The sequence below is a fragment of the Lapillicoccus sp. genome (assembly GCF_039935575.1).
Lineage (GTDB): Bacteria > Actinomycetota > Actinomycetes > Actinomycetales > Dermatophilaceae > Lapillicoccus.
This window is the reverse complement of sequence record NZ_JBDTKA010000072.1, coordinates 1-24005: the sequence shown is the minus strand read 5'-3', so window position 1 is coordinate 24005 and position 24005 is coordinate 1. Positions and strand designations below refer to the sequence as shown.

General features: G+C 70.3%; 22 protein-coding genes, 1 tRNA gene, 1 other RNA gene and 1 pseudogene. 16 read left to right on the top strand and 9 right to left on the bottom strand.

The features are described from left to right. Positions 1–220: 220 nt before the first annotated feature. The gene (locus tag ABI385_RS08780; RefSeq protein ID WP_348103371.1) at positions 221–1090 is read left to right on the top strand and encodes an alpha/beta hydrolase; all 870 of its coding nucleotides are present in this window, start codon (positions 221–223) and stop codon (positions 1088–1090) included. 34 nt (positions 1091–1124) lie between these two features. On the opposite strand, the gene argG is transcribed toward ABI385_RS08780, so the two are convergent. From argG to fdhD, 3 genes are all read right to left on the bottom strand, one after another. Next, positions 1125–2546, bottom strand: coding sequence for an argininosuccinate synthase (argG, locus tag ABI385_RS08775; protein WP_348103370.1), 1422 nt, complete (start codon positions 2544–2546; stop codon positions 1125–1127). Between the two features lie 127 nt (positions 2547–2673). Further along, on the bottom strand, positions 2674–5436 hold the full coding sequence (gene aceE / locus ABI385_RS08770) for a pyruvate dehydrogenase (acetyl-transferring), homodimeric type (protein ID WP_348103369.1): 2763 nt from the start codon (positions 5434–5436) through the stop codon (positions 2674–2676). Positions 5437–5532: 96 nt separating this feature from the next. Continuing rightward, positions 5533–6465: a formate dehydrogenase accessory sulfurtransferase FdhD gene (fdhD, locus tag ABI385_RS08765; protein ID WP_348103368.1), complete on the bottom strand. Its 933-nt coding sequence runs from the start codon at positions 6463–6465 to the stop codon at positions 5533–5535. 159 nt (positions 6466–6624) lie between these two features. Here fdhD and ABI385_RS08760 point away from each other — a divergent pair, with 159 nt between their 5' ends. The 3 genes from ABI385_RS08760 (at position 6625) to ABI385_RS08750 (ending at position 7707) form a co-directional block, all read left to right on the top strand. After that, the gene (locus tag ABI385_RS08760; protein WP_348103367.1) at positions 6625–7023 is read left to right on the top strand and encodes a DUF3052 domain-containing protein; all 399 of its coding nucleotides are present in this window, start codon (positions 6625–6627) and stop codon (positions 7021–7023) included. Positions 7024–7082: 59 nt separating this feature from the next. Then, positions 7083–7586 carry a peroxiredoxin gene (locus tag ABI385_RS08755; protein WP_348103366.1) on the top strand — a complete coding sequence of 168 codons (504 nt, stop codon included), beginning with the start codon at positions 7083–7085 and terminating at the stop codon, positions 7584–7586. A gap of 48 nt (positions 7587–7634) precedes the next feature. Continuing rightward, a tRNA-Val gene (locus ABI385_RS08750) sits at positions 7635–7707 on the top strand. Positions 7708–7770: 63 nt separating this feature from the next. On the opposite strand, the gene ABI385_RS08745 is transcribed toward ABI385_RS08750, so the two are convergent. Continuing rightward, positions 7771–9369 (bottom strand): phytoene desaturase family protein, encoded by a 1599-nt coding sequence (locus ABI385_RS08745; RefSeq protein ID WP_407068244.1) that lies wholly within the window; start codon positions 9367–9369, stop codon positions 7771–7773. A 136-nt stretch (positions 9370–9505) separates the two neighbouring features. Between ABI385_RS08745 and idi the strand changes: the two genes are divergently transcribed. Beyond that, positions 9506–10090, top strand: coding sequence for an isopentenyl-diphosphate Delta-isomerase (gene idi / locus ABI385_RS08740; protein WP_348103364.1), 585 nt, complete (start codon positions 9506–9508; stop codon positions 10088–10090). 34 nt (positions 10091–10124) lie between these two features. On the opposite strand, the gene ABI385_RS08735 is transcribed toward idi, so the two are convergent. Then, entirely contained in the window at positions 10125–10553 is a 429-nt protein-coding gene (locus ABI385_RS08735; RefSeq protein ID WP_348103363.1) for a hypothetical protein, read from the bottom strand. A 44-nt stretch (positions 10554–10597) separates the two neighbouring features. On the opposite strand from ABI385_RS08735, the gene ABI385_RS08730 reads away from it, so the two are divergent. From ABI385_RS08730 to ABI385_RS08710, 5 genes are all read left to right on the top strand, one after another. Next, positions 10598–11524 carry a Nif3-like dinuclear metal center hexameric protein gene (locus ABI385_RS08730; protein ID WP_348103362.1) on the top strand — a complete coding sequence of 309 codons (927 nt, stop codon included), beginning with the start codon at positions 10598–10600 and terminating at the stop codon, positions 11522–11524. 86 nt (positions 11525–11610) lie between these two features. Further along, entirely contained in the window at positions 11611–12270 is a 660-nt protein-coding gene (locus ABI385_RS08725) for a C4-type zinc ribbon domain-containing protein (protein WP_348103361.1), read from the top strand. Then, entirely contained in the window at positions 12270–13472 is a 1203-nt protein-coding gene (locus ABI385_RS08720; protein ID WP_348103360.1) for a bifunctional RNase H/acid phosphatase, read from the top strand. Before ABI385_RS08725 ends, ABI385_RS08720 begins: the two co-directional genes overlap by 1 nt. 25 nt (positions 13473–13497) lie before the next feature. Next, positions 13498–13692 carry a hypothetical protein gene (locus ABI385_RS08715; protein WP_348103359.1) on the top strand — a complete coding sequence of 65 codons (195 nt, stop codon included), beginning with the start codon at positions 13498–13500 and terminating at the stop codon, positions 13690–13692. Positions 13693–13713: 21 nt separating this feature from the next. Beyond that, on the top strand, positions 13714–14919 hold the full coding sequence (locus ABI385_RS08710) for an O-succinylhomoserine sulfhydrylase (protein ID WP_348103358.1): 1206 nt from the start codon (positions 13714–13716) through the stop codon (positions 14917–14919). Positions 14920–14981: 62 nt separating this feature from the next. Here ABI385_RS08710 and ABI385_RS08705 read toward each other — a convergent pair whose 3' ends face one another. Further along, positions 14982–16073: an SLC13 family permease gene (locus ABI385_RS08705; protein WP_348103357.1), complete on the bottom strand. Its 1092-nt coding sequence runs from the start codon at positions 16071–16073 to the stop codon at positions 14982–14984. Then, positions 16070–16825, bottom strand: coding sequence for a peroxide stress protein YaaA (locus ABI385_RS08700; protein ID WP_348103356.1), 756 nt, complete (start codon positions 16823–16825; stop codon positions 16070–16072). Before ABI385_RS08700 ends, ABI385_RS08705 begins: the two co-directional genes overlap by 4 nt. Positions 16826–16863: 38 nt before the next feature. Here ABI385_RS08700 and ABI385_RS08695 point away from each other — a divergent pair, with 38 nt between their 5' ends. Beyond that, positions 16864–18318 (top strand): RNB domain-containing ribonuclease, encoded by a 1455-nt coding sequence (locus ABI385_RS08695; RefSeq protein ID WP_348103355.1) that lies wholly within the window; start codon positions 16864–16866, stop codon positions 18316–18318. Between the two features lie 8 nt (positions 18319–18326). Here the strand turns inward: ABI385_RS08695 and ABI385_RS08690 are convergent, their stop codons facing one another. Then, positions 18327–19175 carry a fructosamine kinase family protein gene (locus ABI385_RS08690; RefSeq protein WP_407068243.1) on the bottom strand — a complete coding sequence of 283 codons (849 nt, stop codon included), beginning with the start codon at positions 19173–19175 and terminating at the stop codon, positions 18327–18329. A 1-nt stretch (position 19176) separates the two neighbouring features. Between ABI385_RS08690 and ABI385_RS08685 the strand changes: the two genes are divergently transcribed. The 3 genes from ABI385_RS08685 to ABI385_RS08675 all read left to right on the top strand — a co-directional run bounded on the left by ABI385_RS08685 (position 19177) and on the right by ABI385_RS08675 (position 22184). Further along, a complete protein-coding gene (locus ABI385_RS08685; protein ID WP_348103353.1) occupies positions 19177–20205 on the top strand; it encodes a nitronate monooxygenase in 1029 nt (342 codons plus the stop codon). 72 nt (positions 20206–20277) lie between these two features. Then, entirely contained in the window at positions 20278–21138 is an 861-nt protein-coding gene (locus ABI385_RS08680; protein ID WP_348103352.1) for a patatin-like phospholipase family protein, read from the top strand. Then, positions 21135–22184 carry a 1-acyl-sn-glycerol-3-phosphate acyltransferase gene (locus tag ABI385_RS08675; RefSeq protein ID WP_348103351.1) on the top strand — a complete coding sequence of 350 codons (1050 nt, stop codon included), beginning with the start codon at positions 21135–21137 and terminating at the stop codon, positions 22182–22184. The genes ABI385_RS08680 and ABI385_RS08675 overlap by 4 nt, the downstream gene beginning before the upstream one ends. Positions 22185–22227: 43 nt before the next feature. Here ABI385_RS08675 and ABI385_RS08670 read toward each other — a convergent pair whose 3' ends face one another. Beyond that, the gene (locus ABI385_RS08670) at positions 22228–22986 is read right to left on the bottom strand and encodes a hypothetical protein (RefSeq protein ID WP_348103350.1); all 759 of its coding nucleotides are present in this window, start codon (positions 22984–22986) and stop codon (positions 22228–22230) included. Between the two features lie 126 nt (positions 22987–23112). On the opposite strand from ABI385_RS08670, the gene rnpB reads away from it, so the two are divergent. Together rnpB and ABI385_RS08660 are read left to right on the top strand one after the other, a co-directional pair. Further along, positions 23113–23514: RNase P RNA component class A (rnpB, locus tag ABI385_RS08665), an RNA gene on the top strand. A gap of 175 nt (positions 23515–23689) precedes the next feature. Beyond that, positions 23690–24005: pseudogene (locus tag ABI385_RS08660) on the top strand (hypothetical protein); the annotation flags it as partial.

Here is a 24005-nt window from a genome sequence, read left to right as displayed (position 1 = left end):
ACGCGATCCTATTTGTGCATCCTCCACAACTGCACCGATCCGCCGGGTTGCTCCACCGATCCGCGGCAACTCCACCGATATCCATTGCGCAGACGCGATCCCATGACGAGACGTTCACCTAGCCTGGCCGCGTGGGCTCGGGGCCGATGAGTTCGGGGGCGATGAGTTCGGGGCCTGGTGGTTGTCTGACCTGTCAACACCTTCGAGAGAGGAATCCGGTATGGACACTCATACGCTCGAGACGCCCGAGGTCGACCTGACCTATGACGTGCGCGGACCCCTCCCGCCCACCGACGGACACCCTGTACTGCTGATGGCCGGACACCCGATGGAGGCCGGCGGGTTCGCCGCGCTCGCTGAGCACCTGGACGACCGCACTGTCATCACCTACGACCCCCGCGGCGTCGGTCGGAGTGAGCGCAAGGATGGGCGCGAGGATCGCATCCCCTCGATGCACGCCGCCGACCTGCACGCCCTGATCACCCATCTCGGGGCCGGCCCGGTGGACGTCTTCGCGAGCAGCGGTGGCGCCGTCAACGCCCTCGAGCTCGTTGCCACCCACCCCGACGACGTGCGCATCCTCGTCGCTCACGAGCCGCCGGTCCTGGCGGAGCTGCCCGATGCCGAGTGGGCCGTGGCGGCGGAGCGGGCCTTCATGGGGGCCTACCAGCAGCGCGGGTCTTCCTGGGGGATGGCCGGCTTCATGGCCTTCACCTCCTGGCAGGGCGAGTTCACCCCGGACTACGTCGAGCAGCCACTGCCGGACCCAGCGGCGTTCGGTATGCCGGTCGACGACGACGGCTCGCGCGACGACCCGCTCCTATCCGGGACGGGAGCCGCCATCACGGCCTACCGTCCGGACTATGCGGCCCTCCGGGCGGCGTCGACCAGGGTCGTAATGGCCGCCGGTGTGGAGTCACGCGACACCGTGACCGGCCGGACGGCGGCCTCCGTCGCGGCTGGACTGGGCGAGATGCTGGTGATGTTCCCCAGCCATCACGGCGGGTTCCTCGGCGGAGAGCTGGGCTGGTCGGGCGAGCCTGAGGCGTTCGCGGTGCGGCTGCACGAGGTGCTCGACGCGCCGACCTGACGGCGGCGGCGCGGGTGGTGGTGGTGGTGGTGGTTCAGTCAGTCCCGGCGTCGAACGCCGACCGCTCCTGCGCCTCGTCGACAGCCTCCGTGTCGGTGTTGCCCGTCGCGATCGACTCGGCCCCACCACTGGTGAGCTCGCCGACCAGGGCTGCCGTGTGCCCTCCCGCCAGCTGGCCCTGCGCCGCATACAGCTCCAGCTTGGCGCGGGTGTCGGCGATGTCGAGGTTGCGCATGGTCAGCTGGCCGATCCGGTCGACCGGGCCGAACGCAGCATCCTCGGTGCGCTCCATCGAGAGCTTCTGGGGGTCGTAGGACAGGTGTGGTCCGCGCGTGTCGACGATCGAGTAGTCGTCACCGCGCCGGAGCCGCAAGGTCACCTCACCGGTGACGGCTGAGGCGACCCAGCGCTGCAGCGACTCGCGCAGCATGAGCGACTGTGGGTCCAGCCAACGACCCTCATAGAGAAGGCGACCGAGGCGGCGACCCTCCTGGTGGTAGTTGGCGATGGTGTCCTCGTTGTGGACCGCGTTGAGAAGCCGCTCGTAGGCAGCGAACAGCAGCGCCATGCCGGGTGCCTCGTAGATACCCCGACTCTTGGCCTCGATGATGCGGTTCTCGATCTGGTCGGACATGCCGAGGCCGTGACGGCCACCGACGACGTTGGCCTCGTGGATGACCGCGGCCGCCGACGCGAGCTCGACGCCGTTGACCGAGGTCGGCCGGCCCTGGACGAACCCGACGGTCACGTCCTCGGTCTCGATGGTGACGGCGGGGTCCCAGTGCGCGACACCCATGATCGGGTGGACGATCTCTATCGACTCGTCGAGGTGCTCGAGGGTCTTGGCCTCGTGGGTAGCCCCGAGCATGTTGGCGTCGGTGGAGTACGCCTTCTCGGTCGAGTCGCGGTAGGGCAGGTCGTGGGCCACCAGCCATTCGGACATCTCGGTGCGACCCCCGAGCTCGGTGACGAAGTCGGCGTCGAGCCAAGGCTTGTAGATCCGCAGCGACGGGTTGGCGAGCAGGCCGTAGCGGTAGAACCGCTCGATGTCGTTGCCCTTGTAGGTGGACCCGTCGCCCCAGATGGAGACGCCGTCGTCGGCCATCGCGCGCACGAGGAGAGTGCCGGTCACCGCGCGCCCGAGCGGAGTGGTGTTGAAGTAGGTCTTGCCGGCGCTGCGGATGTGGAACGCCCCGCACGCGATGGCGGACAGACCCTCCTCGGCGAGAGCGTCGGTGCAGTCGACGAGTCGCGAGATCTCGGCGCCGTAGGCCGCGGCCCGACTGGGCACTGAGTCGATGTCGGGCTCGTCGTACTGGCCGAGGTTCGCGGTGTAGGTGCAGGGCACGGCTCCGTTGGAGCGCATCCAGGCGACCGCGACCGAGGTGTCGAGGCCCCCGGAGAAGGCGATGCCGACGCGCTCGCCGACGGGCAGGGAGGTGAGGACCTTGGACACGTTCTCAGCCTAGAGCGCGGGGTAGGCCGTCGCGCCACGCCGGTCTCCCGCACTGATGGTGTCCACCGCTCGGTTTTCCGAGCGGTGGACACCATCAGTGAAGCCGACGGCGCCGACGGATGTCGCCCTAGGACTCCCCGCCCGCGCTACCGCTGGTGCCGGCGGTGACGTCGTCGAGCCGGTACTTGTCGGCCGCCTTGGCGGCGGAGTCGCCGGGGACCTCGCCGCGTTTGGCGAGCATCTGCAGGGTCCGGACGGCGAGCGACGGCCCGTCGATGTGGAAGAACCGCCGCGCCGCCGCGCGGGTGTCGGAGAACCCGTACCCGTCGGCCCCCAGCGACATGAAGTCTCCCGGGACGTACTGCGCGATCTGGTCCTGCACCGCCCGCATGTAGTCCGAGACGGCGAGCACCGGCCCGGGTGCGTCCGCGAGCTTCTGCGTGACCCATGGCGTACGGGCCTCGCGCTCGGGGTCGAGGAACTCCTGTTCGTCGCAGGCCAGCCCGTCGCGACGCAGCTCGCTCCACGAGGTCACCGACCACACGTCGGCGGCGACGCCGAAGTCCTCGGCCAGCAGCTGCTGGGCCTCGAGAGCCCACGGGACGCCCACCCCGGAGGCGAGCAGCTGAGCCCGCACCGGCTGGCGCTCCCAGCCATCGGTCTGTGCTGGGGACAGCAGGTACATGCCGCGCAGGATCCCCTCCTTGTCGACGTTCTCCGGTTCCTTGGGCTGCACGAGCGGCTCGTTGTAAACCGTGAGGTAGTAGACGACGTTCTCAGGGTCGTCGCCGTACATCCGGCGCAGCCCGTCCTGGACGATGTGCGCGATCTCGTACCCGTATGCGGGGTCGTAGGTCACCACCGCCGGGTTCGACGACGCGAGCAACGGCGAGTGCCCGTCGGCGTGCTGCAGCCCCTCACCGGTCAGCGTCGTGCGACCGGCGGTCGCGCCGATGAGGAACCCGCGCGACATCTGGTCCGTCGCCGCCCAGATCGAGTCACCCGTGCGCTGGAACCCGAACATCGAGTAGAAGACATAGATCGGGACCATCGGCTCGCCGTGCGTGGCGTAGGACGTACCGGCCGCCGTGAAGGCCGCCATCGACCCCGCCTCGTTGATGCCGAGGTGCAGCATCTGGCCCTTGGTCGACTCTCGGTAGGCCAGCATCAACGCGTCGTCGACGGGCGTGTAGTTCTGTCCGTGCGGGTTGTAGATCTTGATCGTCGGGAAGAACGCGTCCATCCCGAAGGTCCGCGCCTCGTCCGGGACGATGGGGACCACCCTCGCGCCGAACTCCTTGTCGCGCATCAGGTCCTTCAGCAGCCGGACGAACGCCATGGTGGTGGCGATCTCCTGCTTGCCTGACCCCTTCTTCATCTGGGCGTATGCGTCGTCGCCCGGCAGCTTGAGCGACTCGTGCTGCACCCGCCGGGACGGCACACCGCCGCCGAGGGCCGCGCGGCGCTCCAGCATGTACTGAATCGCCTTGTCGTCCTTGCCGGGGTGGTAATACGGCGGCTGATACGGGTCCGCTTCGAGCTGCTCGTCGCTGATCGGGATCCGCAGGTCGTCACGGAAGCTCTTGAGGTCGGCTAGCGTCAGCTTCTTCATCTGGTGGGTCGCGTTGCGACCGGCGAAGTGCGTGCCGAGACCGTAGCCCTTGATCGTCTTGGCGAGGATCACGGTCGGCTGACCGGTGTGGTTCATCGCCGCCTGGTATGCCGCGAACACTTTGCGGTAGTCGTGACCTCCGCGCTTGAGCTTCCACCAGACATCGTCGTCGGACCACTTCGCGACCATCTCGCGAGTGCGCGGGTCGCGACCGAAGAAGTGCTCACGCACGTATGCACCATCGTTGGCCCGGAACGTCTGGTAGTCGCCGTCGTTGGTGGAGTTCATCACGTGGATGAGCGCGCCGTCACGGTCACTGGCGAGCAACGGGTCCCAGCCGCGGCCCCAGATGACCTTGATGACGTTCCAGCCGGCGCCTCGGAAGAACGCCTCGAGCTCCTGGATGATCTTGCCGTTGCCGCGGACCGGACCGTCGAGGCGTTGCAGGTTGCAGTTCACCACGAAGGTGAGGTTGTCCAGCTCCTCGCCGGCGGCCAGCTGCAGCAGGCCGCGGGACTCCGGCTCGTCCATCTCGCCGTCGCCGAGGAACGACCAGACGTGCTGCTGCGAGGTGTCCTTGACGCCACGGTTGTCCAGGTACTTGTTGAACTGGGCCTGGTAGATGGCGTTCATCGGGCCGAGGCCCATCGACACCGTCGGGAACTGCCAGAACGTGGGCGCCAACCGCGGGTGCGGGTAGGAGGGCAGCGCGCGGATCCGGCCGTCGACGATGTGGCTCTTCTCCTGCCGGAAGCCGTCGAGGTCGTCCTCGGTGAGCCGCCCCTCGAGGTAGGCCCGCGCATACATGCCGGGGGAGGCGTGCCCCTGGAAGAAGATCTGGTCGCCGCCGCCGGGGTGGTCGGGGCCGCGGAAGAAGTGGTTCATGCCCACCTCATAGAGCGTCGCGGCGGAGGCATATGTCGAGATGTGCCCGCCCACACCGACACCCGGTCGCTGGGCTCGGTGGACCATGATCGCCGCGTTCCATCGCAGGTAGCGCCGGTACTCGCGCTCCACGTCCTCGTCTCCGGGGAACCAGGGTTCCTGCTCGGGGCCGATGGTGTTGATGTAGTCGGTCGCCGTCAGAGACGGGACTCCGACCTGCTGCTCACGCGCGCGCTGGAGCAGCTTGAGCATGACGTAGCGAGCGCGGGTGCGGCCGGCATGGTCGATCACGCTGTCCAGGGACTCCAACCACTCACGGGTCTCGTCAGGGTCGGTGTCCGGGAGCTGGGTGGGGATGCCGTTGAGGATGGGTCCGGCTTCCTGTCGTGCCACGGTGCATCGTCCTTTCAGGCGGCCATCTGGGTACACGTCGTCGTGGGTGAGGCTGCTCTGCGCCCATCCTCTACCCCGGGTGCGGGCGGCGTCACATCAGCCGGTGCGGCGGTCCATGGAATGGGGCATTGAATGGGACATCCCGGCGATGACTTCCCCCCGCGTTGCCGAGCCGGCAGCCTGGATCTCTTGTGCGGCCAGCAGTCGGTCGGCACCCGCATAGACGGCCAGTCGCGGGGGTCGAACGAACCCCGCGAGCGTCATGCCGACGTCCTCGGCGAGCTCGACCGCCAGTGAGGACGCCGCCGAAACCGTAGCCAACACAGGGATCCCGGCCGCATGAGCCTTCTGGACAAGCTCGAAGCTGGCCCTGCTGCTGACCACGAGGACGTGGCCAACCAACGGCAGCCGGCCCTCCCGAAGCGCCCAGCCGACGACCTTGTCAACGGCGTTGTGGCGTCCGACGTCTTCCCTGACGATGAGCAGCGTGCCGTCACTGGTGAAGAGCCCCGCCGCGTGGATGCCTCCGGTGCGGTCGAAGACCTTCTGGGCGCCGCGCATCAGACCAGGCATCCCGGCGAGCACCGCGGGGTCGACGTGCGAACGGTCCTCGGCCACGGCATACCGGCTCGTCGTGCGCAGGGCCTCGATGCTCGCCGTCCCGCACACCCCGCACGCACTGGTCGTGAGGAAGCTGCGAGTGCGCTTCTCGGGCAATGCGACTCCAGCCGCCAAGGTCACGTCGACGACGTTGTAGGTGGGCGCGCCGCTCTCGTCAGTGTCGAGGCAGTGCATCAGCCGGGTGACGTCATCGGCGCTGGCGATCATCCCCTCGGCGTGGAGGAACCCCAGCGTGAGGTCGAAGTCGTCCCCGGGGGTACGCATGGTGACGGTGAGCGCGGACCCGTCGACCCGCATCTCCATGGGTTCTTCGACGGCCAGGGTGTCCGGCCGCTGGACCACGCGTGGAGCGGCCGGGTCGGACACGTCGACACGTGTCACCGGTGCGCGCTGAGTGACCCGTCCCACCGCTCCACTGTAGGTCGGCGGGTGAGACCCTGTGCCCGGGGTCCTGCGGTCGATTACGGTTGGACTGCCGTGGACTGCACGGCGGAGCAGGCCGTCGACCGGGAGGGATGCGAGACAGTGCGTTCGACCGCGGGGGCGGCGTCACCTCGACCGGCACTCATGACCGCCCTGGCCAAGCTCGGGTTCGTGGCGCGCCAGGTCGTCCAGGAGATCGGCTATGACAGCGACGTCGACGACGAGCTCCGGTTCGCCATCGAGGACCTCACCACCACCGAGCTGGAGGACGAGGACTACGCCGACGTCGCGGATGCCGTTCTCGTCTGGTTCCGGCACGACGACGGCGACCTCGTCGACACCCTCGTCGACGCCCTGACCAACCTCGCGGACGACGGGTTCGTCGTGCTGCTCACCCCGCGGGCGGGTCAGCGCGACCATGTCGACCCGAGTGAGATCGAGGAGTCCGCGACCACGGCCGGGCTGCACAGCGCTGGGGTGGCCAACGTCAGCGCCGACTGGGGCGTCCAGCGACTGGTGTCGCCGCGCGGCCAGCGCCGCTGAGACGGGTTGCGGAGCGTTCGGTCGGTCCCAGGAGGGCCGCGGCTGGCAGGATGGGTGCCATGTCCTCCCCCGAGTTGCCGTCCGCACCGCTCAGCGTCGGAGACCGCGCGCCGTCGTTCGCGCTGAAGAACCAGTACGGCGAGGTCGTGTCCCTGGCGGACTTCGCGGGCAAGAAGCACGTCGTCCTGGTCTTCTACCCCTTCGCCTTCAGCGGGATCTGCACGGGCGAGCTGCGTGCCATCCGCGACGGGCTGGAGAACTTCGAGGGGGCCGACATCCAGGTGCTGTCGATCTCGTGCGACAGCATGTACTCCCTGCGCGCCTGGGCCGACGCGGAGGCCTTGTTCTTTCCGCTGCTCAGCGACTTCTGGCCGCACGGTGACGTCGCGAAGGCATACGGGGTGTTCTCGCAGGACAAGGGTTTTGCCATCCGCGGGACCTTCCTCGTCGACGCCGACGGTCTGATCCGGTGGACCCTGGTTCACGGGCCGGGGGAGGCGCGCGACTTCTCCGGGTACGCCCGGGCCCTCACCGACCTGCGCCGCGAGACCGCAGCCGTCTGACAGAATCTCCCCGCATCGCCCGCCGCCGACGCACAGCGGCGACTTCGGGGGCCTGTAGCTCAGTTGGTAGAGCACCGCGTTTACACCGCGGCTGTCGTCGGTTCGATCCCGGCCGGGCCCACGCGCACCAAGGCCTGCTGGCAGCGGGTCCGAACTGGGCCGGGCCCACCGGCGGGGGCGGGTCTCAGTGGTCGAGGCGGCGAAGCGCCCGGCGGACGACGGCGTTGCCGGGGCGGGACCACCAGCGGTGGTCCGAGAGCGCCTGGATGGCCGCGAGGTGTCCGCAGGCGCCGTGGACGCCACCGCCAGGGTGGATCGCGGCGCTGCCGAGGTAGAGGTTCGACACCGGTGTACGCGGCCCGCCCGGTCCCACGACCGGCCGGAAGACGAGCTGCTGGAACAGCTGGGCCGTGCCGCCGTTGACCGCGCCGCCGACGAGGTTGGCGTCCGCGGCAGCCAGGTCGGAGGGTCGCTGGACCCAGCGGTCCACGACGAGCGACCTGAACCCGGGTGCGAACGCCTCGAGCATTTCTTGCGCACGCTCGACCAGCTGAGCGGCGGACGTGTCGTCGGTCACGCCGCGCGGCAGGTGGGTGTAAAGCCAGAGGGACTCGGTGCCTTCGGGGGACCGGGTCGGGTCGATCGTCGACATCTGGCCGACCAGCGCGAACGGGCGGGACGGCACCCGTCCCGTCGCCAGGTCAGCGGACCAACGGACGATCCCACCGGCGTCGCGGCCCACGTGGACGACGCCGGCGGACCGCGCCTCGACGGCCGTCCAAGCCGGGGTGGCGCTCAGCCGGTAGTTCAGCTTCAGCGTCGGCAGGTCCCACTCGAAGGTGCGCAGTCCTTCCCGGACGGACGACGGAACTGCGTATGAGGGCAGCAGCCGCTCGTAGAGCGCGGTCGCGCTGGTGTCGGCCACCACCGCCCGACGTGCGGTCACCCGGGTCCCGTCGGCCAGGCGTACGCCGACCGCGCGCCCACCCGAGACGGCGATGGCCTCGACCTGGGCGCCAGTCCGGATCTGGACCCCGGCGGCGCGGGCCCGCGAGGCCAGTGCCTCTGCGAGCTGACCGGCGCCGCCTTCGGGAGAGGGGAACCCGACGTCCTGGGCGAGCATGCTCAGCAGCCAACCGAACAGCCCGCTGCCGGGCGCCTCGGGCGGGATGTCGGCGTGCATCGCGTTGCCGGCCAACAGCATTCGTCCGCCCTGTCCACGGAACAGCTCCTCGCCCATCCGGGTCGTCGGCAGGGTGAGAAACCGGACGAGGGCGAGCAGGTCGGTGGCGCCCCAGGCGCGGGCCAGACGCACAGCGGGTGAGACCGGCGGCCAGCGGGTGAGGAGGGCGTCGAGGAAAGGGCCCTTGATCCGGTCGTACTGCGCGACGAGGTCCAGCCACGCCTGGCCGTCGACGGGGTGCTCCTCCGCCAGCGCCGCCGCCGTACGAGCCGGGTCGGCGTAGATGCTGACCCCGCGCTGGTCGTCTGGCGTCCCGACGTGGGTGACGACGGTGTCCGACCGGCGCCACGTCAGCCCGTAGGCGCCCAGGTCGAGGTCGACCATCACCGGGGACGCCACTGCCAGGGGGTAGCAGGCGCTGAACTCGTCCATCACCCAGCCGTCGCGCTCGACCGACGAGACTGCGCCCCCGACCTTGTCCCGGGCCTCGAGGAGCACGACGTCCCACCCGGCGTCGGCCAGGGTGATCGCGGCGACGAGGCCGTTGGGACCGGCTCCGACCACGACGGCGTCTGCGGCGGTCGCGGTCACGGGACCCATCGTGACACCGAGCGTGGACCGCCGCCGAACGGGAGTTGGTCGCGGTTCCCCCGGGGTAGCACGAGCAAATCGCCACCAACTCCCGTTCGACCGCTCCCAGGAGGCGCCGCGCCGACCCGATGCTTAAGGTTCCGATATGCCGTCCGAGCTCGTCGTCCTGCTCGACCCCCACGGCCGTGCCGCCGGCACGGCCGACAAGGCCACCGTCCACGACGGCGACACCCCGCTCCACCTGGCGTTCTCCGCCTACCTCTTCGACGCCGACGGCCGGCTCTTGCTGACCCGGCGCGCGGTCGACAAGCGCACCTTTCCCGGCCTGTGGACGAACTCCGTCTGCGGACACCCCGCGCCCGACGAGGACCTCGCCGACGCCGTCACGCGCCGCACGCGCCAGGAGCTCGGCCTCGAAATCGACCGGCTGAGGCTGGTGCTGCCCGAGTTCGGCTACCGGGCCGAGATGCAGGGGGTCGTGGAGCACGAGCTCTGTCCGGTCTACGCGGGCTGGGTCGACGCCCCCATGCTGTCGCCCGATCCGGACGAGGTCGGGGGCACGGAATGGGTCGAGTGGGACGGCTTCAGCGCTGACGTCCTGGACGGCGTCCGCGCAGTCTCACCCTGGTGCCGCGAGCAGCTCGAGGAGCTTGTCACCCTGGGCGCCGACCCACGCGCCTGGCCCGAGGCGGATGCCGCCCTGCTGCCACCAGCCGCCCGCATCGCCTGACGCGAGCCGACCGGGCCCGACCCAGGCGTCGCCGTCAGCCCGGAACTGCCTCGTGACCCGGCCGCCCGTGGGTGCGCCGGTCCTCCTTCATCTCCGCCTCGAACAGGTGCCGCTTGCCGTCGACCAGCGAGTCGCGAGCCTGCGCCTCGAGCCGTCTGAACGTCGAGTAGTAGCCGTCGTCGTACTCCTCCACGATCTGGAACGTCCACCGCCCCTCGATGACGTTGAGCCCCACCAGCTCGGTCTGCAGGCGATCGGCCAGCTCCTCGTGCCCGCAGTCTCGCAGCTGGCCGACGGCCTCGCCGAGCGTCAGGTCGGCCATGCCAGACATCCGGTGGAACTCGTAGAGGTGACCGCGCGCGTTCTCGACGACCTCCAGCGCCTCGGACAGCTTGCCAAGAGCCTCGACGGTCGCATCGTTGACTCCCTCGGGGCGGCGGTGGGCAGGCGCGGGTCCGGTCATGTGGCCACGGTAGGTCAGTCGCCCCGGTGTGGCATCCTCGCCTCGTGCCGGACCCCCGAACCCCGACCGACGGCCACGACCGCACCGACGACCTCACCCTGCGCGATGTCGTCGCCGTCATCGAGTCGCTCTACCCGCCGTCTACGGCGATGGACTGGGACCAGGTCGGGCTCGTCACAGGAGACCTCGACCAGCCGGTACGCCTGGTCCACCTCGCCGTCGACCCCACCCTCGCGGTGGTGCAAGAAGCGGTGGACGCCGGCGCCGACCTGCTGTTGACCCACCACCCGCTGCTGCTTCGCGGTATCCACAGCGTCGCGACGGCGGGCGCGAAGGGCGAGACCGTGACGCGGGCCATCCTGGGCGACCTGGCGATCTACTGTGCGCACACGAGCGCCGATGTCGCCACACCTGGGGTGTGCGACGCGTTGGCCGGTGCCGTCGGCCTGACCGATGTCGAGCCCCTCGAAGCCGGCCCGTATGCGCTCGGCCGGGTCGGCCGCCTCGAGGTGCCGATGTCGTTGCGCGAGTTCGCAACCCAGGTCGCCTACGCGCTTCCGAAGACGGCCGGCGGGATACGGGTCAGTGGGGACCCGGAGGCCAGCGTCGAGCGCGTCGCCGTCGTCGGCGGTTCGGGTGACGACCGGTTCGGGGTGGTCCGGGCCTCCGGCGCCGACGTCTACGTCACCGCCGACCTGCGTCACCACCCGGTGCTCGAGGAGCGCGAGACCACGCGGGGCGGCCGGCCGTTCCTCGTCGACGCGGGCCACTGGGCCAGTGAGTGGGTCTGGCTGGCGGGTGCCCGCGGCCGGCTGCTCGAGGCCGTCGAGGCAACCGTCGAGGCAACCGCGGGTCGGGGGACGCTGGGGACGCTGGGGGCACCGACTACGTTGGACGCCTACGTCTCGACTCTGCGCACCGAACCCTGGACATTCGTCGTCGGTGCCAACGCCGCCGGAGGAACATCCTGAAAGCCGACCCCGCCCGTCAGCTCGCCCTGCTCGCCCTGCAGGCGGTCGACACGCGGCTGGACCAGATCCGCCACGCATCCTCGGCGTTGCCCCAGCACCAGGAGGTCCTGGCCCTCAAGGACGAGTCCCGGACCTTGGACACGCAGCTCGTCAACGCGCGCACGGCCCTGTCCGACGTGCAGCGCGAGGTCGACAAGGCCGAGGCTGACGTGCAGCTGGTCCGCGACCGGGCGGCCCGTGACCAGGCGCGGCTCAACTCAGGGACGGGCTCGGCCAAGGACCTGCAGGCGATCCAGCACGAGCTCACCTCACTGGCGCGGCGTCAGTCCGAGCTGGAGGACATCGAGCTCGAGGTCATGGAGCACATCGAGCTGATGACCGGGCACGTCTCCCACCTGGAGGCCACCCGCGACGAGCTGACCGCCCGGCTCGGCGAGGCGACGGCCACCCGGGACGAGGCGATGGGTGTCCTCGCGACCGAACGGGACCACGTTGCCGGCCGACGCGACGGGGTCGTCGCGCAGGTGGGCGAGGACCTGCTGGCGCTCTACGAGCGCGTGCGAGCGTCCAGCGGCGGGATCGCCGCAGCGGAGCTGAGACAACGCCGCTGCGGTGGGTGCCACATGGAGCTCAACCAGGTTGAGCTGAACCGGATCACGAAGGCACCGGCCGACGAGGTGCTCCGCTGCGAGGAGTGCGGTCGGATCATGGTCCGTACCGTCGAGTCCGGCCTCGTCGCGCCTTGATGCCGGCGTCGACACGCGGCCGGCGGCTCGTCGTCGAGGCCGACGGCGGCTCGCGGGGCAACCCCGGCGTGGCCGGCTACGGCGCGCTGGTGCGTGACGCGGAGTCCGGCACCGTCCTCGCCGAACGGGCCGCACCCTTGGGCAAGCGCAGCAACAACGTCGCCGAGTACAGCGGCCTCATCGCCGGGCTCGAGAGCGCGCTGTCCATCGACCCGTCCGCGTCCGTGGAGGTCCGGATGGACTCCAAGCTCGTCATCGAGCAAATGGCCGGCCGGTGGAAGATCAAGCACGAGGACATGCGCACCCTCGCCCTCGAAGCCCGAGAGCTGGTGCGCCGCATCCAGTCTGCTGGCGGTTCCGTCTCGTGGACCTGGATTCCCCGCGAGCGCAACAAGGCTGCCGACAAGCTGAGTAACGACGGGATGGACGGGCTGACCATCGACCGGTTGTCGGCCGCCAGTCCTGGTCCCGCAGACGATGAGGCCGACATGGAGCCGGCTTCCGAACCGGTGGTAGCCGTCCATGAGCAGGAGCTCGCTTCGCCACCGCTACAGCTGACCGGGCCTGCGCGAGTCTGGCTGGTACGACACGGTGCTACGCCCCTGACGGCGCAAAATCGGCTGAGCGGGCGGGGCTTGGCGGACCCCTCTCTGGACGACGCCGGCCACCTGCAGTCCCGGCGCGTGGCAGGGCTCGTCGCCGAGCTGCTTCAGGACACGGGTATGCCGAAGAGCACTCGTGTGGTCACGTCCAGCCTCGCACGCTCCCGGGAGACCGGGGCGGCCGTCGCCGAGGCGCTGGGCGTCGACGCCCAGGTCGACGAGGACTGGGACGAACAGGGGTTCGGCTACTGGGACGGGCTGACCGTGGCCCAGATCCAGGCGCGGTGGCCGCAGGCCTGGGCCGACCACCTGAACGCCGAGGTCGACCCAGCGGGCCAGCGTCCACCCGGAGGTGAGTCAGCCGCGGAGCTGACCACGCGCATACGGGCTGCTCTGGCGCGCGCCACGCAGCGATCTGGTGACGTCGTCGTGGTCACCAGCCGCCGTCCCATTCTGGTCGTCCTCGCCGCCGCCCTCGACCTGCCGGTCGCTCGACTCGAGGCGGTGGGGACGGATCCGGGTTCGGTCACGGCCGTCGAGATCGCCGCCGGCGGCGCCCTCAGTGTGCCGTTCGTCAACCGGACGGCGCCCGGTTCGTGACGGCTGCTGTGCCATCCTCGACGGCATGAGCTACGCGTCAGGCGTCAGCCCCGAGGACGCCTTCGCGGCGCTGCGCGACGACCCGGCCGACGCGACGACGGACGCGGGTCTGGAGCCGGCATCCAACGTCGTGGACGGGTTCGAGGGTCCGAACGACGCGCAGGGTCCCCGGAGCGTGGCGGGGTGGAAGGCCTCCGGCCTACCCTGGCGGCAGGGCTGAGGGACTGAGGGACTGAGTGACGTGGGACGACGGACAACCGCACGGCAGCTGCGGCCGGACACCCTCGCGGTGCGTGGCGGTCTGTCGCGCAGCGGGTTCGACGAGACGGCCGAGGCGCTCTACCTGACGTCGGGGTTCGTCTACGACTCCGCGGAGCAGGCGGAGGCGGCGTTCAAGGACGAGATCGACAAGTTCATCTACAGCCGTTACGGCAACCCGACGGTCCGGATGTTCGAAGAGCGCCTGCGCCTGCTCGAGGGCGCGGAGGCGTGCTTCGCCACGGCGAGCGGCATGGCCGCCGTATTCGTCGCCCTCGCCGCATTGTGCGGGCAGGGTGATCGCATCGTGTCGTCCCGCGCGTTGTTCGGCTCGTGCTTCGTCATTGTCGACGAGATCCTGCCGCGGTGGGGGGTCGAGTCGGTGCTGGTCGACGGGACGGACCTCGACCAGTGGAGGGCGGCGCTGGACCGACCGACGGCAGCGGTGTTCTTCGAGACGCCGAGCAACCCGATGCAGGGGCTTGTCGACGTGCGAGCGGTCGCCGACCTCGCACACGCGGTCGGGGCAAAAGTGGTGGTGGACAACGTCTTCGGAACACCAGTCTTCTCCAGGCCACTCGAGCTCGGCGCCGACATCGTCGTCTACTCGGCGACCAAGCACATCGACGGGCAGGGACGCGTCCTCGGTGGAGCGATTCTCGGGTCGGAGGAGTTCGTCAGCGGGCCGGTCAAGAACCTGATGCGGCACACCGGGCCGGCCATGTCTCCGTTCAACGCCTGGACGCTGGTCAAGGGGCTCGAGACCATGTCGTTGCGGGTGGAGCGGCAGGCGGCCAACGCGATGACGCTCGCCCTGGCCCTGCAGGACGAACCGCGCGTCACCCTGGTGGTCTACCCGTTCCTCGACAGCCACCCGCAGCACGACCTCGCCAAGGCGCAGATGAGCGGTGGCGGCACGGTGGTGACGTTCGCGGTCGACGGGGGCAAGGAGGACGCCTTCCGCGTCATGAACGCGCTCGAGGTCTTCGACATCTCCAACAACCTGGGCGACTCCAAGTCGCTGGTCACCCACCCCGCGACGACCACCCACCGGCGGCTGACCCCGCAGGCGCGCGCGGCAGTCGGAATCACCGACGGCACCCTGCGGGTCTCGGTCGGCCTGGAGGACGTGCGCGACCTGGTCGAGGACCTCCAGGCGGGGTTGGCGGCGCTGGCGCTGGACGCCTAGGCGAAGTCTGTTGGGGCCGGTCGGCGTGCCGGTGGAACACCGGCGGACACCGCACGGCCACATCAGCCGAACAGAGCCAGCGCCCCCAGTCCAGCGCCGACACTCAGCACCGCGCAGAGGAGCCCCTCGCGAGCCAGGTATGCGGCGCTCACCGCCAAGCCGGCCGACCGGCAGCGCTGCCGCCACAGCAAGGTTGCCAGCGACCCCCAGACGAGAACGAGGGGCCCGGCGTTGACCCCGACCAGCAACGCCATCAGCCCCTGCGGGGTGTCCGAGGAGACCGCCTCGAGCGCGAGGTAGGCGGGCAGGTTGTTGACCGCGTTCGCGGCCACCGCACCCACCCCGCCGACGCGCAGCAGGTCGCCGCCGGACGTGCCGGTGCCGACCAGTGCCGCGAGAACCTCGCGCAGCCCGTGGGAGAGGGCGATGTCCACCACGACGAAGAGCGCACTGACACCGATCACCATCTTCCAGGGGACCGAGATGCGGCGCAGCAGGGACCGGTCCCGCACCGCCACGGTCACCACCAGCACCATCGCCGCGATCGCGGACGGGATCGCCGGCACGACACCCGACACGAAGGCGGGGCCGAGGGCGATGCAGCACACCCCGGCGACCACGAGCAGGACCTTGTCGTGGGGTTCGGGAGCCGCGTCCGGGCTGTACCGGCCGGACAGTGCGCTCCGGTGGCGCAACGCGAGAAGCGCGACGGTCGCGACGATGGCGGCGAGGGCGGGCGCCCAGGCCAGCCGCAGGTAGCCCATCTGGCCCACGCCGAGCTGGTCGAAGTGGTGCAAAGCCAACAGGTTGGTCAGGTTCGAGACCGGCAGCAGCAGCGACGCGGTGTTGGCCAGCCACAGCGTCGTCATCGCGAACGGCAGCGGCGGGATGCCGACCTGCCGGGCCACGGTGATGGCGACGGGCGTGAGCAGCACTGCCGTGGTGTCCAGGCTGAGGACGATGGTGCTGGCGCAGGCGATCGCGACGACGAGCAGCCACAGCGCCCAGACCCGGTGTCGCCCGGCGCGGGCGGCCCAATGCGCGGCGACGTCGAAAACTCCGGCCAGGTCGGCGATCTCGGCGACGACGGTGATGGCGACGAGGAAGGCCAGCACCGGGACCACCCGCCCGGCGAGATCGGCGAGGTCGGTCACGTCGTCGGTCGGGTGGCGACGTCCAGCACCCACGGGAGTCCCGGCCGAGCCGGAGGTTCGAGATGGGTGTCGAACGCCTCGGCGACAACGGCGGCGAGCCGGTGCGGTGTCCGCGTGTCGACGCCGGCCTCGCACAGGTGCCGCGTGACCAGCCCGCGGGTGTGCTTGGCCAGGTGGGTCGCACCGGGGACGCGCACCTGCACCCAGCGGGCGGCGAGCGCGCCCCGCGGGACCCAGGCCGCGACATACGTGCTGCTCCGGCAGTCCACGACGAGCCCTCGTCCGGCAAGCGCCGGCAGGACCTCGGCGAGCGGGTCTCGCCAGACGCCCGCGAGGGGTCCGATGCCGGGCAGGTTGACCTTCATCGACAGCCGGTATGCCGGGATGCGGTCGACCAGCCGCACCGCCCCGAAGAGCGCGGACCCGACCACGAGCCACCGGTTCGCCCTGCGCCGTGCGGCGGTGTCGAGGGTCGCCAGCGAAAGCGCGTCGTAGAGCACACCGGAGTAGATCGCCCCGGCCGGCGCCGTCGGCGCCCGACGAAGCCGGGTGTTGTGGGCTATCTCGTCGGCGAGTGTCGTTGGTACGCCGAGGATCTCGAGCGCCCCGGGTGCCTGGCTGGTTGCGTCGACGGCGTCGATCACGCGGTTGCGGGTGGCTGTCAGCTGCGGGAACGACAGCCGCTCGAGGTCCAGTGGCCGGCCACGCCGAGGAGGGGACTTGCCCTCTGACGGGGGTAGCAGGACGAGCACGGAGCGCACTCTATGCGGCGGCTGCGTAGGGTGCGGACATGCCTCAGCGCGCGATCCGGTTCCGCACGACCACCCCGGTGCCGGCGCGAGCTCCGGTGGACACCGTCGCTCTCATGGCGCGGTTCGAGGCGATCCGCGCTGAGCTGCACGTGCCGACGGAGTTCCCCCCGGATGTGCTCGCCGAAGCCGCCGCCGCCGTCGCCGCGCTGGTGCTGCCCGAGCGCGACGAGACGGCCGTCCCGTTCGTCACGATCGACCCGGTCGGGTCGATGGACCTCGACCAGGCGCTGCACATCGAGCGCGAGGGCGACGGCTACCGGGTGCGGTATGCCATCGCGGACGTCCCGGCCTTCGTGCTCCCTGGCGGGGCGGTCGACACCGAGGCCCGCCAGCGGGTCGAGACCATCTACGCGCCCGACCAGCGAACGCCGCTGCATCCACCGGTGATCGGGGAAGACGCAGGGAGCCTGCTGCCGGACCAGGTCCGACCAGCGTTCGTCTGGGACCTGCGCCTCGACGCCGCCGGTGACGAGCACGGGGCGGAGGTCTACCTCGCGCAGGTCCGCAGCCGCGCCCGGCTGGACTATCGAGGTGTTCAGCAGTCGCTGGACGACGGCACCGCCGACGAGGTGCTCGTCCTGCTCAAGGAGGTCGGGCAGCTCCGGATCACGTTGGAAGCCGCGCGCGGTGGCGCCAGCCTGCCGTTGCCCGAGCAGGAGGTGACCCAGGGGCCGGACGGCGACTACGTGCTGGGGTTCCGCCCCCCGGTCGCCGCGGAGGACTGGAACGCCCAGATCTCCCTGATGACCGGGATGGCCGCCGCCCAGATGATGCTCCGCGGCAAGGTCGGCCTCCTGCGGACGATGCCGCCGCCGGACCAGGGAGCGGTCGCCCGGTTCCGCCGGCAGGCCAAGGCGCTCGGCGTGGACTGGCCTCCGAGCGAGCGTTATGGCGACTTCATCCGCGGACTGAACCTGGCCGACCCCCGCCAGCTCGCGCTGGTGCACGAGGCGACGGCGCTGTTCCGTGGCGCCGGTTACACCGCCTTCGACGGGACGCTCCCGCAGCAACAGGTACACGCCGCGGTGGCCGCGCCCTACGCGCACGTCACGGCGCCGTTGCGGCGTCTCGTCGACCGGTTCGGGCTGGTGGTGTGCGCGGCCCTCACGGCAGGTGACCCAGTACCCGACTGGGCGCGCGCGTCGCTCGCCGCACTGCCGGAGGTGATGAAGACCGGGGACCAGCGCGCCAAGGCCGTCGAACGGGCCTGCACCGATGCGGTCGAGGCCGCCGTCCTGGCCTCACGGGTGGGGGAGACCTTCCCTGCCGATGTCATCGACGTCGACCCCAAACGCAGCCGGGTCACCGTGCAGCTAACCGACCCGGCCATCTTGGGGACCGCTCGCGGGGAGAGTGCCCTGGGACGTTCGGTGCAGGTGCGGATCGACACCGCCGACGTGGCGACCGGCAAGGTGGAGATGTCGATCGTCTGAGACGACTCTCAAGCCCAGCGGCGGGCGACGGCGCGGCTGTGCTCGACATACCGGCCGCCGTAGAGCACTGCGTGCAGCATCAACGGGTGCAGCTGGTGCAGAGAGACGCGGTCGCGCCAGCCGTCGGCCAGCGGCCGCTCGTCGTGATACGCCCCGAGGATCGCGTCCAGGTGCGGTGGTGGGAAGAGCGCGAGGAACGCCAGGTCGGCCTCTCGGTGACCTCCGTGCGCGGCCGGGTCGATCAGCACCCCCGCCTGCTCGGTCCACACGATGTTGCCGGCCCACAGGTCTCCGTGCAGGCGCGCGGCGGGCTCGGCGGTGTCCTGCTCCCCGCGCTCGAGCCGGGCCATCACCCGCCCGAACGTCGCTACGTCCCGCTCGTCCCAGATCCCGTTCCGGAGCCCCGCTGCAACCATCGGCGCCAGCCGCTCGCGGGCCAGGAACTCACCCCACGAGGCAACCGGGTGGAGCGGCAACGGCAGCGGGTCGCTCAGCGGTCCCAACCACCCGTCTCCACGCCAGTCGTCAGGTGGGCTCCCGTATGCCGGTGCGCCCGCCGCGTGGGTGCGCGCCAGTGTCGCACCGAACGCCTCGCACTGCGCCCGGGTCGGGTTCCTGGGGACGAGCCTTTCCAGGTCGAGGAAGTCCTCGCCGACCTCGAGGACCGGCACCACCGCGGCCCCGGACGGGGCGGCGGCGAGCCACCTCAGCCCGGCCGCCTCCCAGGCGAAGTACCCGAACGGCGCGTTGTCTCCCGCCTTGCGGAAGGTGCGACCCGGCATACCGGCGAATGGTAGTTCGGGGTCCTCTCGACCGCCGTCGAAGGTGCGCGATGCTGGTTGTTCGGAAGGACTCACGATGAGCTCATCTGTGCCTCTGCTGGGCTCCCGCCTCCGCCTCGCCGCGGCACCGATGGCGGGGGGTCCCACGACGGTGGCCCTGGCTGCCGCGGTCGCTTCTGCGGGAGGATTCCCGTTTCTCGCGGGCGGATACCAGACCCCCGAAGCGCTCTCGGCCGAGATCGAGGAGCTGCGTCGCACGGGGCTCCCGTTCGGGGTCAACCTGTTCGTTCCCGCGTTGTCCGTCGTCGACGCCGCCGCCTTCCGCGCCTACGCGGCTGAGCTGCAGGCTGACGCCGACCGCTACGGTCTGCGACTCGACTCTGTCGCGGCCGAGGACGACGACCGGTGGGAGGACAAGCTCGCGCTGCTGCGGAGACACCCCGTACCGGTGGTGTCGTTCACGTTTGGGCTGCCAGCAACGGAGGTCATCGCCTCGCTGCACGAGGCCGGGTCGCAGGTGCTGGCGACGGTGACCACGCCGTCGGAGGCAGGGATGGCCCGGGACGCCGGCGTAGACGGGCTGATCGTGCAGGGTCCTTCCGCAGGAGGGCACAGCGCCACCTATGACCCGGCCCGCGACATCACCGCGATTGAGACGGACGAGCTGGTGCGGCAGGTTCGCAGGGTCACGGAACTACCCGTCATCGCCGCCGGCGGCGTAGACGGCCCCGACGCCGTCCATCGGCTCCGGGTAGCGGGTGCAGCAGCGGTGGCCGTCGGCACCCTGCTCCTGCGCACCGACGAAGCCGGCACCTCACCGGCCCACCGGGCAGCGCTCACCGATCCGGCGTTCACCGAGACGGTCATCACCCGGGTCTTCACCGGACGTCCCGCCCGGGCCCTGCGCAACACGTTCATCGACCGACACGAACCCACCGCCCCGGTCGCCTACCCTGCCCTGCATCACCTCACGCGCCCCATCCGGCAAGCAGCCGCCGCCGCCGGAGACGCGAACCGGCTGCATCTGTGGGCCGGCACGGGATACCGCAGCGCACCCGCAGGGCCCGCCGCGGATGTCATCGGGTCATTGGCGGAAGGGCTCTGACCAGCCATCCTCTCCACCTCATCGCGGTTGGTGGCAGCCCGGGTCAACCGCACCCCGACTAGCCTCGCTCGTGTGCCACCCCCACTCGGTCCGGTCGCCTTCGTCCTGGGCGGCGGCGGGATCCTCGGGGCCAGCGAGGTGGGGATGCTGACCGCCCTGCTGTCGGCGGGTATCACCCCCGACTTGGTGGTCGGGACGAGTGTCGGCGCGATCAACGGGGCGTTCCTGGCGGCCGACCCGACGGCGGCCGCGGTGGAGCGGCTGGCGGATCTGTGGGTCAAGGCATCCGAGTCCGGCGTGTTCACCGACTCGGTCTGGTCGCGCGTGCAGCGGGTCGCCCGGCTGGCGACTCATCTGCACTCCAGCGAGGCGCTCGAGGTGCTGCTGACCACCGAGCTGGGCGGGCGGCGCATCGAGGACCTACCCGTGCGGTTCCAGTGCGTCGCCGCTCGGATCGAGACGGCGTCGGCGCGTTGGTTCGACACGGGGAGCGTGGTCGACGCGGTCCTCGCGTCGTGCGCGGTGCCGGGTCTGCTGCCCGCCCACGAGGTCGACGGCGCCCACTATCTCGACGGGGGACTGGTCCACTCCATCCCCGTGGCGCGCGCCCTCGACCTCGGGGCCAGGACCGTCTACGTCCTGCAGGTAGGCCGGATCGAACACGCGCTCCGCGCCCCGCGCTGGCCGTGGGAGGTCGGGCTGGTGGCGTTCGAGATTGCCCGGCGCTACCGGTTCAACGAGGAGATCGCCAGAGTCCCGGACTCGGTCGACCTGCACATCCTGCCGAGTGGCTCGGAGCGTTCACCAGCAATGACATTGTCCTACAAGGGAGCTCGTCAGGTCCGGGAGCGGATCGACGCCGCGTCGGCGGCGAGCGCGCGCTACCTCGCCGGGGTCGGGAGAGGACCGGACGTGACGGGACGAACGTCATGACCCTCTGGGTGCCGCCCAAAGTGCTGCGGCGTATCGGCCACGTGCTGTGGCTTCCGCTCGCTCTCCTGCTCACCGCGGTGCTGCTGCCGTTCTACGTCGTCGGAGCCGTCATCTCGCTGTTTACCCAGCGCAAGCGGCTGCTGAGGGCGGTGAGCTTCGGGATGGCATACCTCTGGACCGACGTTGGCATGGTCGTCGGTTGCTGGCTGCTGTGGTTCCGCCAGCCGCTGCCGAGCCGGGACGAGCAGCTGTGGCGCGAGCGGCACTCGGCGCTCCTCGCGGAGGCGCTCGAGGTGCTCAGCAAGGCGTCGCGTTCCATGCTTGGCTACCGCGTTGTCTTCGACGCGTGCCCGGTGCCGCCGCCGTCGGCGCCGTTGCTGGTGCTCAGCCGGCACGCGGGGCCGGGGGACTCTTTCACGCTGGTCAACCTGCTGCTCACGACCTTCGGCCGGCAGCCGAAGGTCGTGCTCAAGGCGGCCCTGCAGTGGGACCCGGGCATCGACCTGTTGCTCAACCGGCTTGACTCGTACTTCGTGCCGTCGGGCACGGGAGCTGGTGACGACAAGATCGAGGCTGTACGCCGGCTCGCCCTCTCGCTCGAAGCGGACGAGGCGCTGCTGATCTTCCCCGAGGGGGGCAACTGGACCCCGAAGCGGCACGAGCGGGCGGTCCGGTGGCTACAGAGGCAAGGCCAGTTCGAACGCGCCGCCGAGGCGGAAGAGCAGGCTTTCGTGCTGCCGCCACGCCCGGGGGGAGTGGTCGCAACCCTGTCCGCGCGGCCTGAGCTCGATGTCGTCGTCATTGCGCACGCAGGCCTCGACCTGCTGGTCAGCCCGGTCGACGTCTGGGAGGCACTGCCCGTCAACCACCAGCCGATGGTGATCCACTGGTGGGTCGCCGCGGCACAGGACGTCCCGCGGGACGAGGCCGGGATCGTGAGCTGGGTCGATCACACGTGGGCGAAAATCGATCGGTGGGTCGAGGACGAGCAACTGAACCCGGCAACGCTCGCGCCGGTCAACCCACAGGACCCGGTGCTTCCGTAACCCCTTGTCTGGCGCTGGCCGGCCCGCCGGATCCGCCGTAGCCCTAGCTCCGCTGACCCTGCTTCTGTGTGCTCGTCGCCTGCAGCAGGCCGCGCAGGTCAGAGCGGGCTTTTGCGACCGCAGCTCGGCGCAGCCGCAGGTCGTCCACCGTTGCGCTGTCTCCGGTCGCGGTGTCCGCGCTGACCGCGTCGACGAGCGCCTGCAGCCGACCTCGCAGGCGAGTGGCGCCCGCGGCCCGCTCCGGGTCGGGCGCCGTCGACGACAGGGCATAGATCGACTCGTCGAGGGCCAGCAGCCGCGGCCGCGCCGCCACCCAGGTCGCTGTGGCCTCGGCCGTCGTCGCGCGGCTGTTGACCTGGTCGATGAGGGAGTCCTCCACCCATCCGGCCTCCCGCCGCGCCCCGTGCATCTTCTCCTCCCAGGCTGCGATCGCCCGCCGCCGGCGGACGAGCCAGACGATGAGCGCGATGATGGCGATGACCACGATGGCGATGAGGAACCAGAGCCACGTCGGCAGTCCTGACGACGTGGGCGTCGGCTGGGGTGTCGGGGTGGGGGTCGTGGTCGACGTCTCGGTCACTGTTCGCGTCGTCGGCTTCGAGGTCTGCGTCACCGTGCCCGTCACCGTCTCGACGTCGGTGCGGGTCGGCAGGGTGATAGTCGGGATGGTCACTGTGGGGACGGTGATCGTCGGGATCGTCACCGATGGGATCGTGGGGATGGAGATCCCTCCGCCGCTGTTACATCCGGCGAGGCCGAGCACGACGGCAGCGGCAGCCAGGGCGATAGGGGCGCGTCTCACGGGGAATTTTGTACACCCCACGACCCGTCGCGTGGGGGGAGGACGAGGCGGCGGTTTGGTGACGGATCGGTCGCAGCTCAGGCGGCCAGCGGCATACGGACGCCTGTCGGTAGTCTGGCCGGTGGATGAGTCGGTCAGGCGGTCGCGTCAGTGTCCTCGGGGTCTCCCCGAGGATCTTGCCGAGGAACGTCCGGGCTCCGCAGGGCAAGGTGGTGGCCAACACCCACCCGGAGTGATCCGCGGGACAGTGCCACAGAGAACAGACCGCCTCGTGCCTGGCTTCGGCCGGGGGCGCGGTAAGGGTGAAACGGTGGTGTAAGAGACCACCAGCGCCCCAGGTGACTGGGGCGGCTCGGCAAACCCCACCTGGAGCAAGCTCAGACAGCAGACGTTCGAGGGTGGCCCGCCCGAGTCTGCGGGTAGGGCGCTGGAACCGGTCAGCAATGGCCGGTCGAGATGGATGACCGTCACTGTGGTGCTGGCAACGGCGGCACGGGACAGAACCCGGCGTATCGACCGACTCATCCACTCTTAGGCCTCTGACCTGCGGAAACGTGATTCGGGGGAGCGGCTAGTCCGCACGTAGTCCGCAAGAATTTTACGAACAGCGTTCGTCCCTTGACAGCCTTGACGGTTGTGAATCACAGTCCCAGGTGGTCGCGGTGACCCTGTTCTCGGACCGCTCGCAAGTTGACTTGGTGCTGTGGCCGCGACCTTCTTGGAGGTCGGCACTTCTATGGGGAAGCAGCGGTTGTCATCGTTCACGCGACGCCTGCCAGAAGAAATTCGTGAGGTGATCGTGATGCCACGAATCGTTGGAGGAATCCTGCAGCACGCCGATCAGCTTGCCGTCCGGTTCGAGAACTACGAACCGGACCCACATGCCGGATTCGATCCCCCCGTGGTCCCCTGGACAGCGTTCGGCCGTGATCGAGCGCTCCAGGTCGAGTGGATGTCATCAAGATGTCGGCCAAGGCCGCGCCGCGCATTTGTCATGGTCAGCGATCGGTGCCTTGATC

Coding starts and splice junctions, on each gene's coding strand:
- ABI385_RS08735 (WP_348103363.1), bottom strand. CDS start 10,553: ATGACCGGACCCGCGCCTGCCCACCGCCGCCCCGAGGGAGTCAACGAT.
- ABI385_RS08760 (WP_348103367.1), top strand. CDS start 6,625: ATGACCGCCCTGGCCAAGCTCGGGTTCGTGGCGCGCCAGGTCGTCCAG.
- ABI385_RS08780 (WP_348103371.1), top strand. CDS start 221: ATGGACACTCATACGCTCGAGACGCCCGAGGTCGACCTGACCTATGAC.
- idi (WP_348103364.1), top strand. CDS start 9,506: ATGCCGTCCGAGCTCGTCGTCCTGCTCGACCCCCACGGCCGTGCCGCC.
- ABI385_RS08675 (WP_348103351.1), top strand. CDS start 21,135: ATGACCCTCTGGGTGCCGCCCAAAGTGCTGCGGCGTATCGGCCACGTG.
- ABI385_RS08685 (WP_348103353.1), top strand. CDS start 19,177: ATGAGCTCATCTGTGCCTCTGCTGGGCTCCCGCCTCCGCCTCGCCGCG.
- ABI385_RS08715 (WP_348103359.1), top strand. CDS start 13,498: ATGAGCTACGCGTCAGGCGTCAGCCCCGAGGACGCCTTCGCGGCGCTG.
- ABI385_RS08720 (WP_348103360.1), top strand. CDS start 12,270: ATGCCGGCGTCGACACGCGGCCGGCGGCTCGTCGTCGAGGCCGACGGC.
- ABI385_RS08695 (WP_348103355.1), top strand. CDS start 16,864: ATGCCTCAGCGCGCGATCCGGTTCCGCACGACCACCCCGGTGCCGGCG.
- ABI385_RS08755 (WP_348103366.1), top strand. CDS start 7,083: ATGTCCTCCCCCGAGTTGCCGTCCGCACCGCTCAGCGTCGGAGACCGC.
- ABI385_RS08745 (WP_407068244.1), bottom strand. CDS start 9,369: ATGGGTCCCGTGACCGCGACCGCCGCAGACGCCGTCGTGGTCGGAGCC.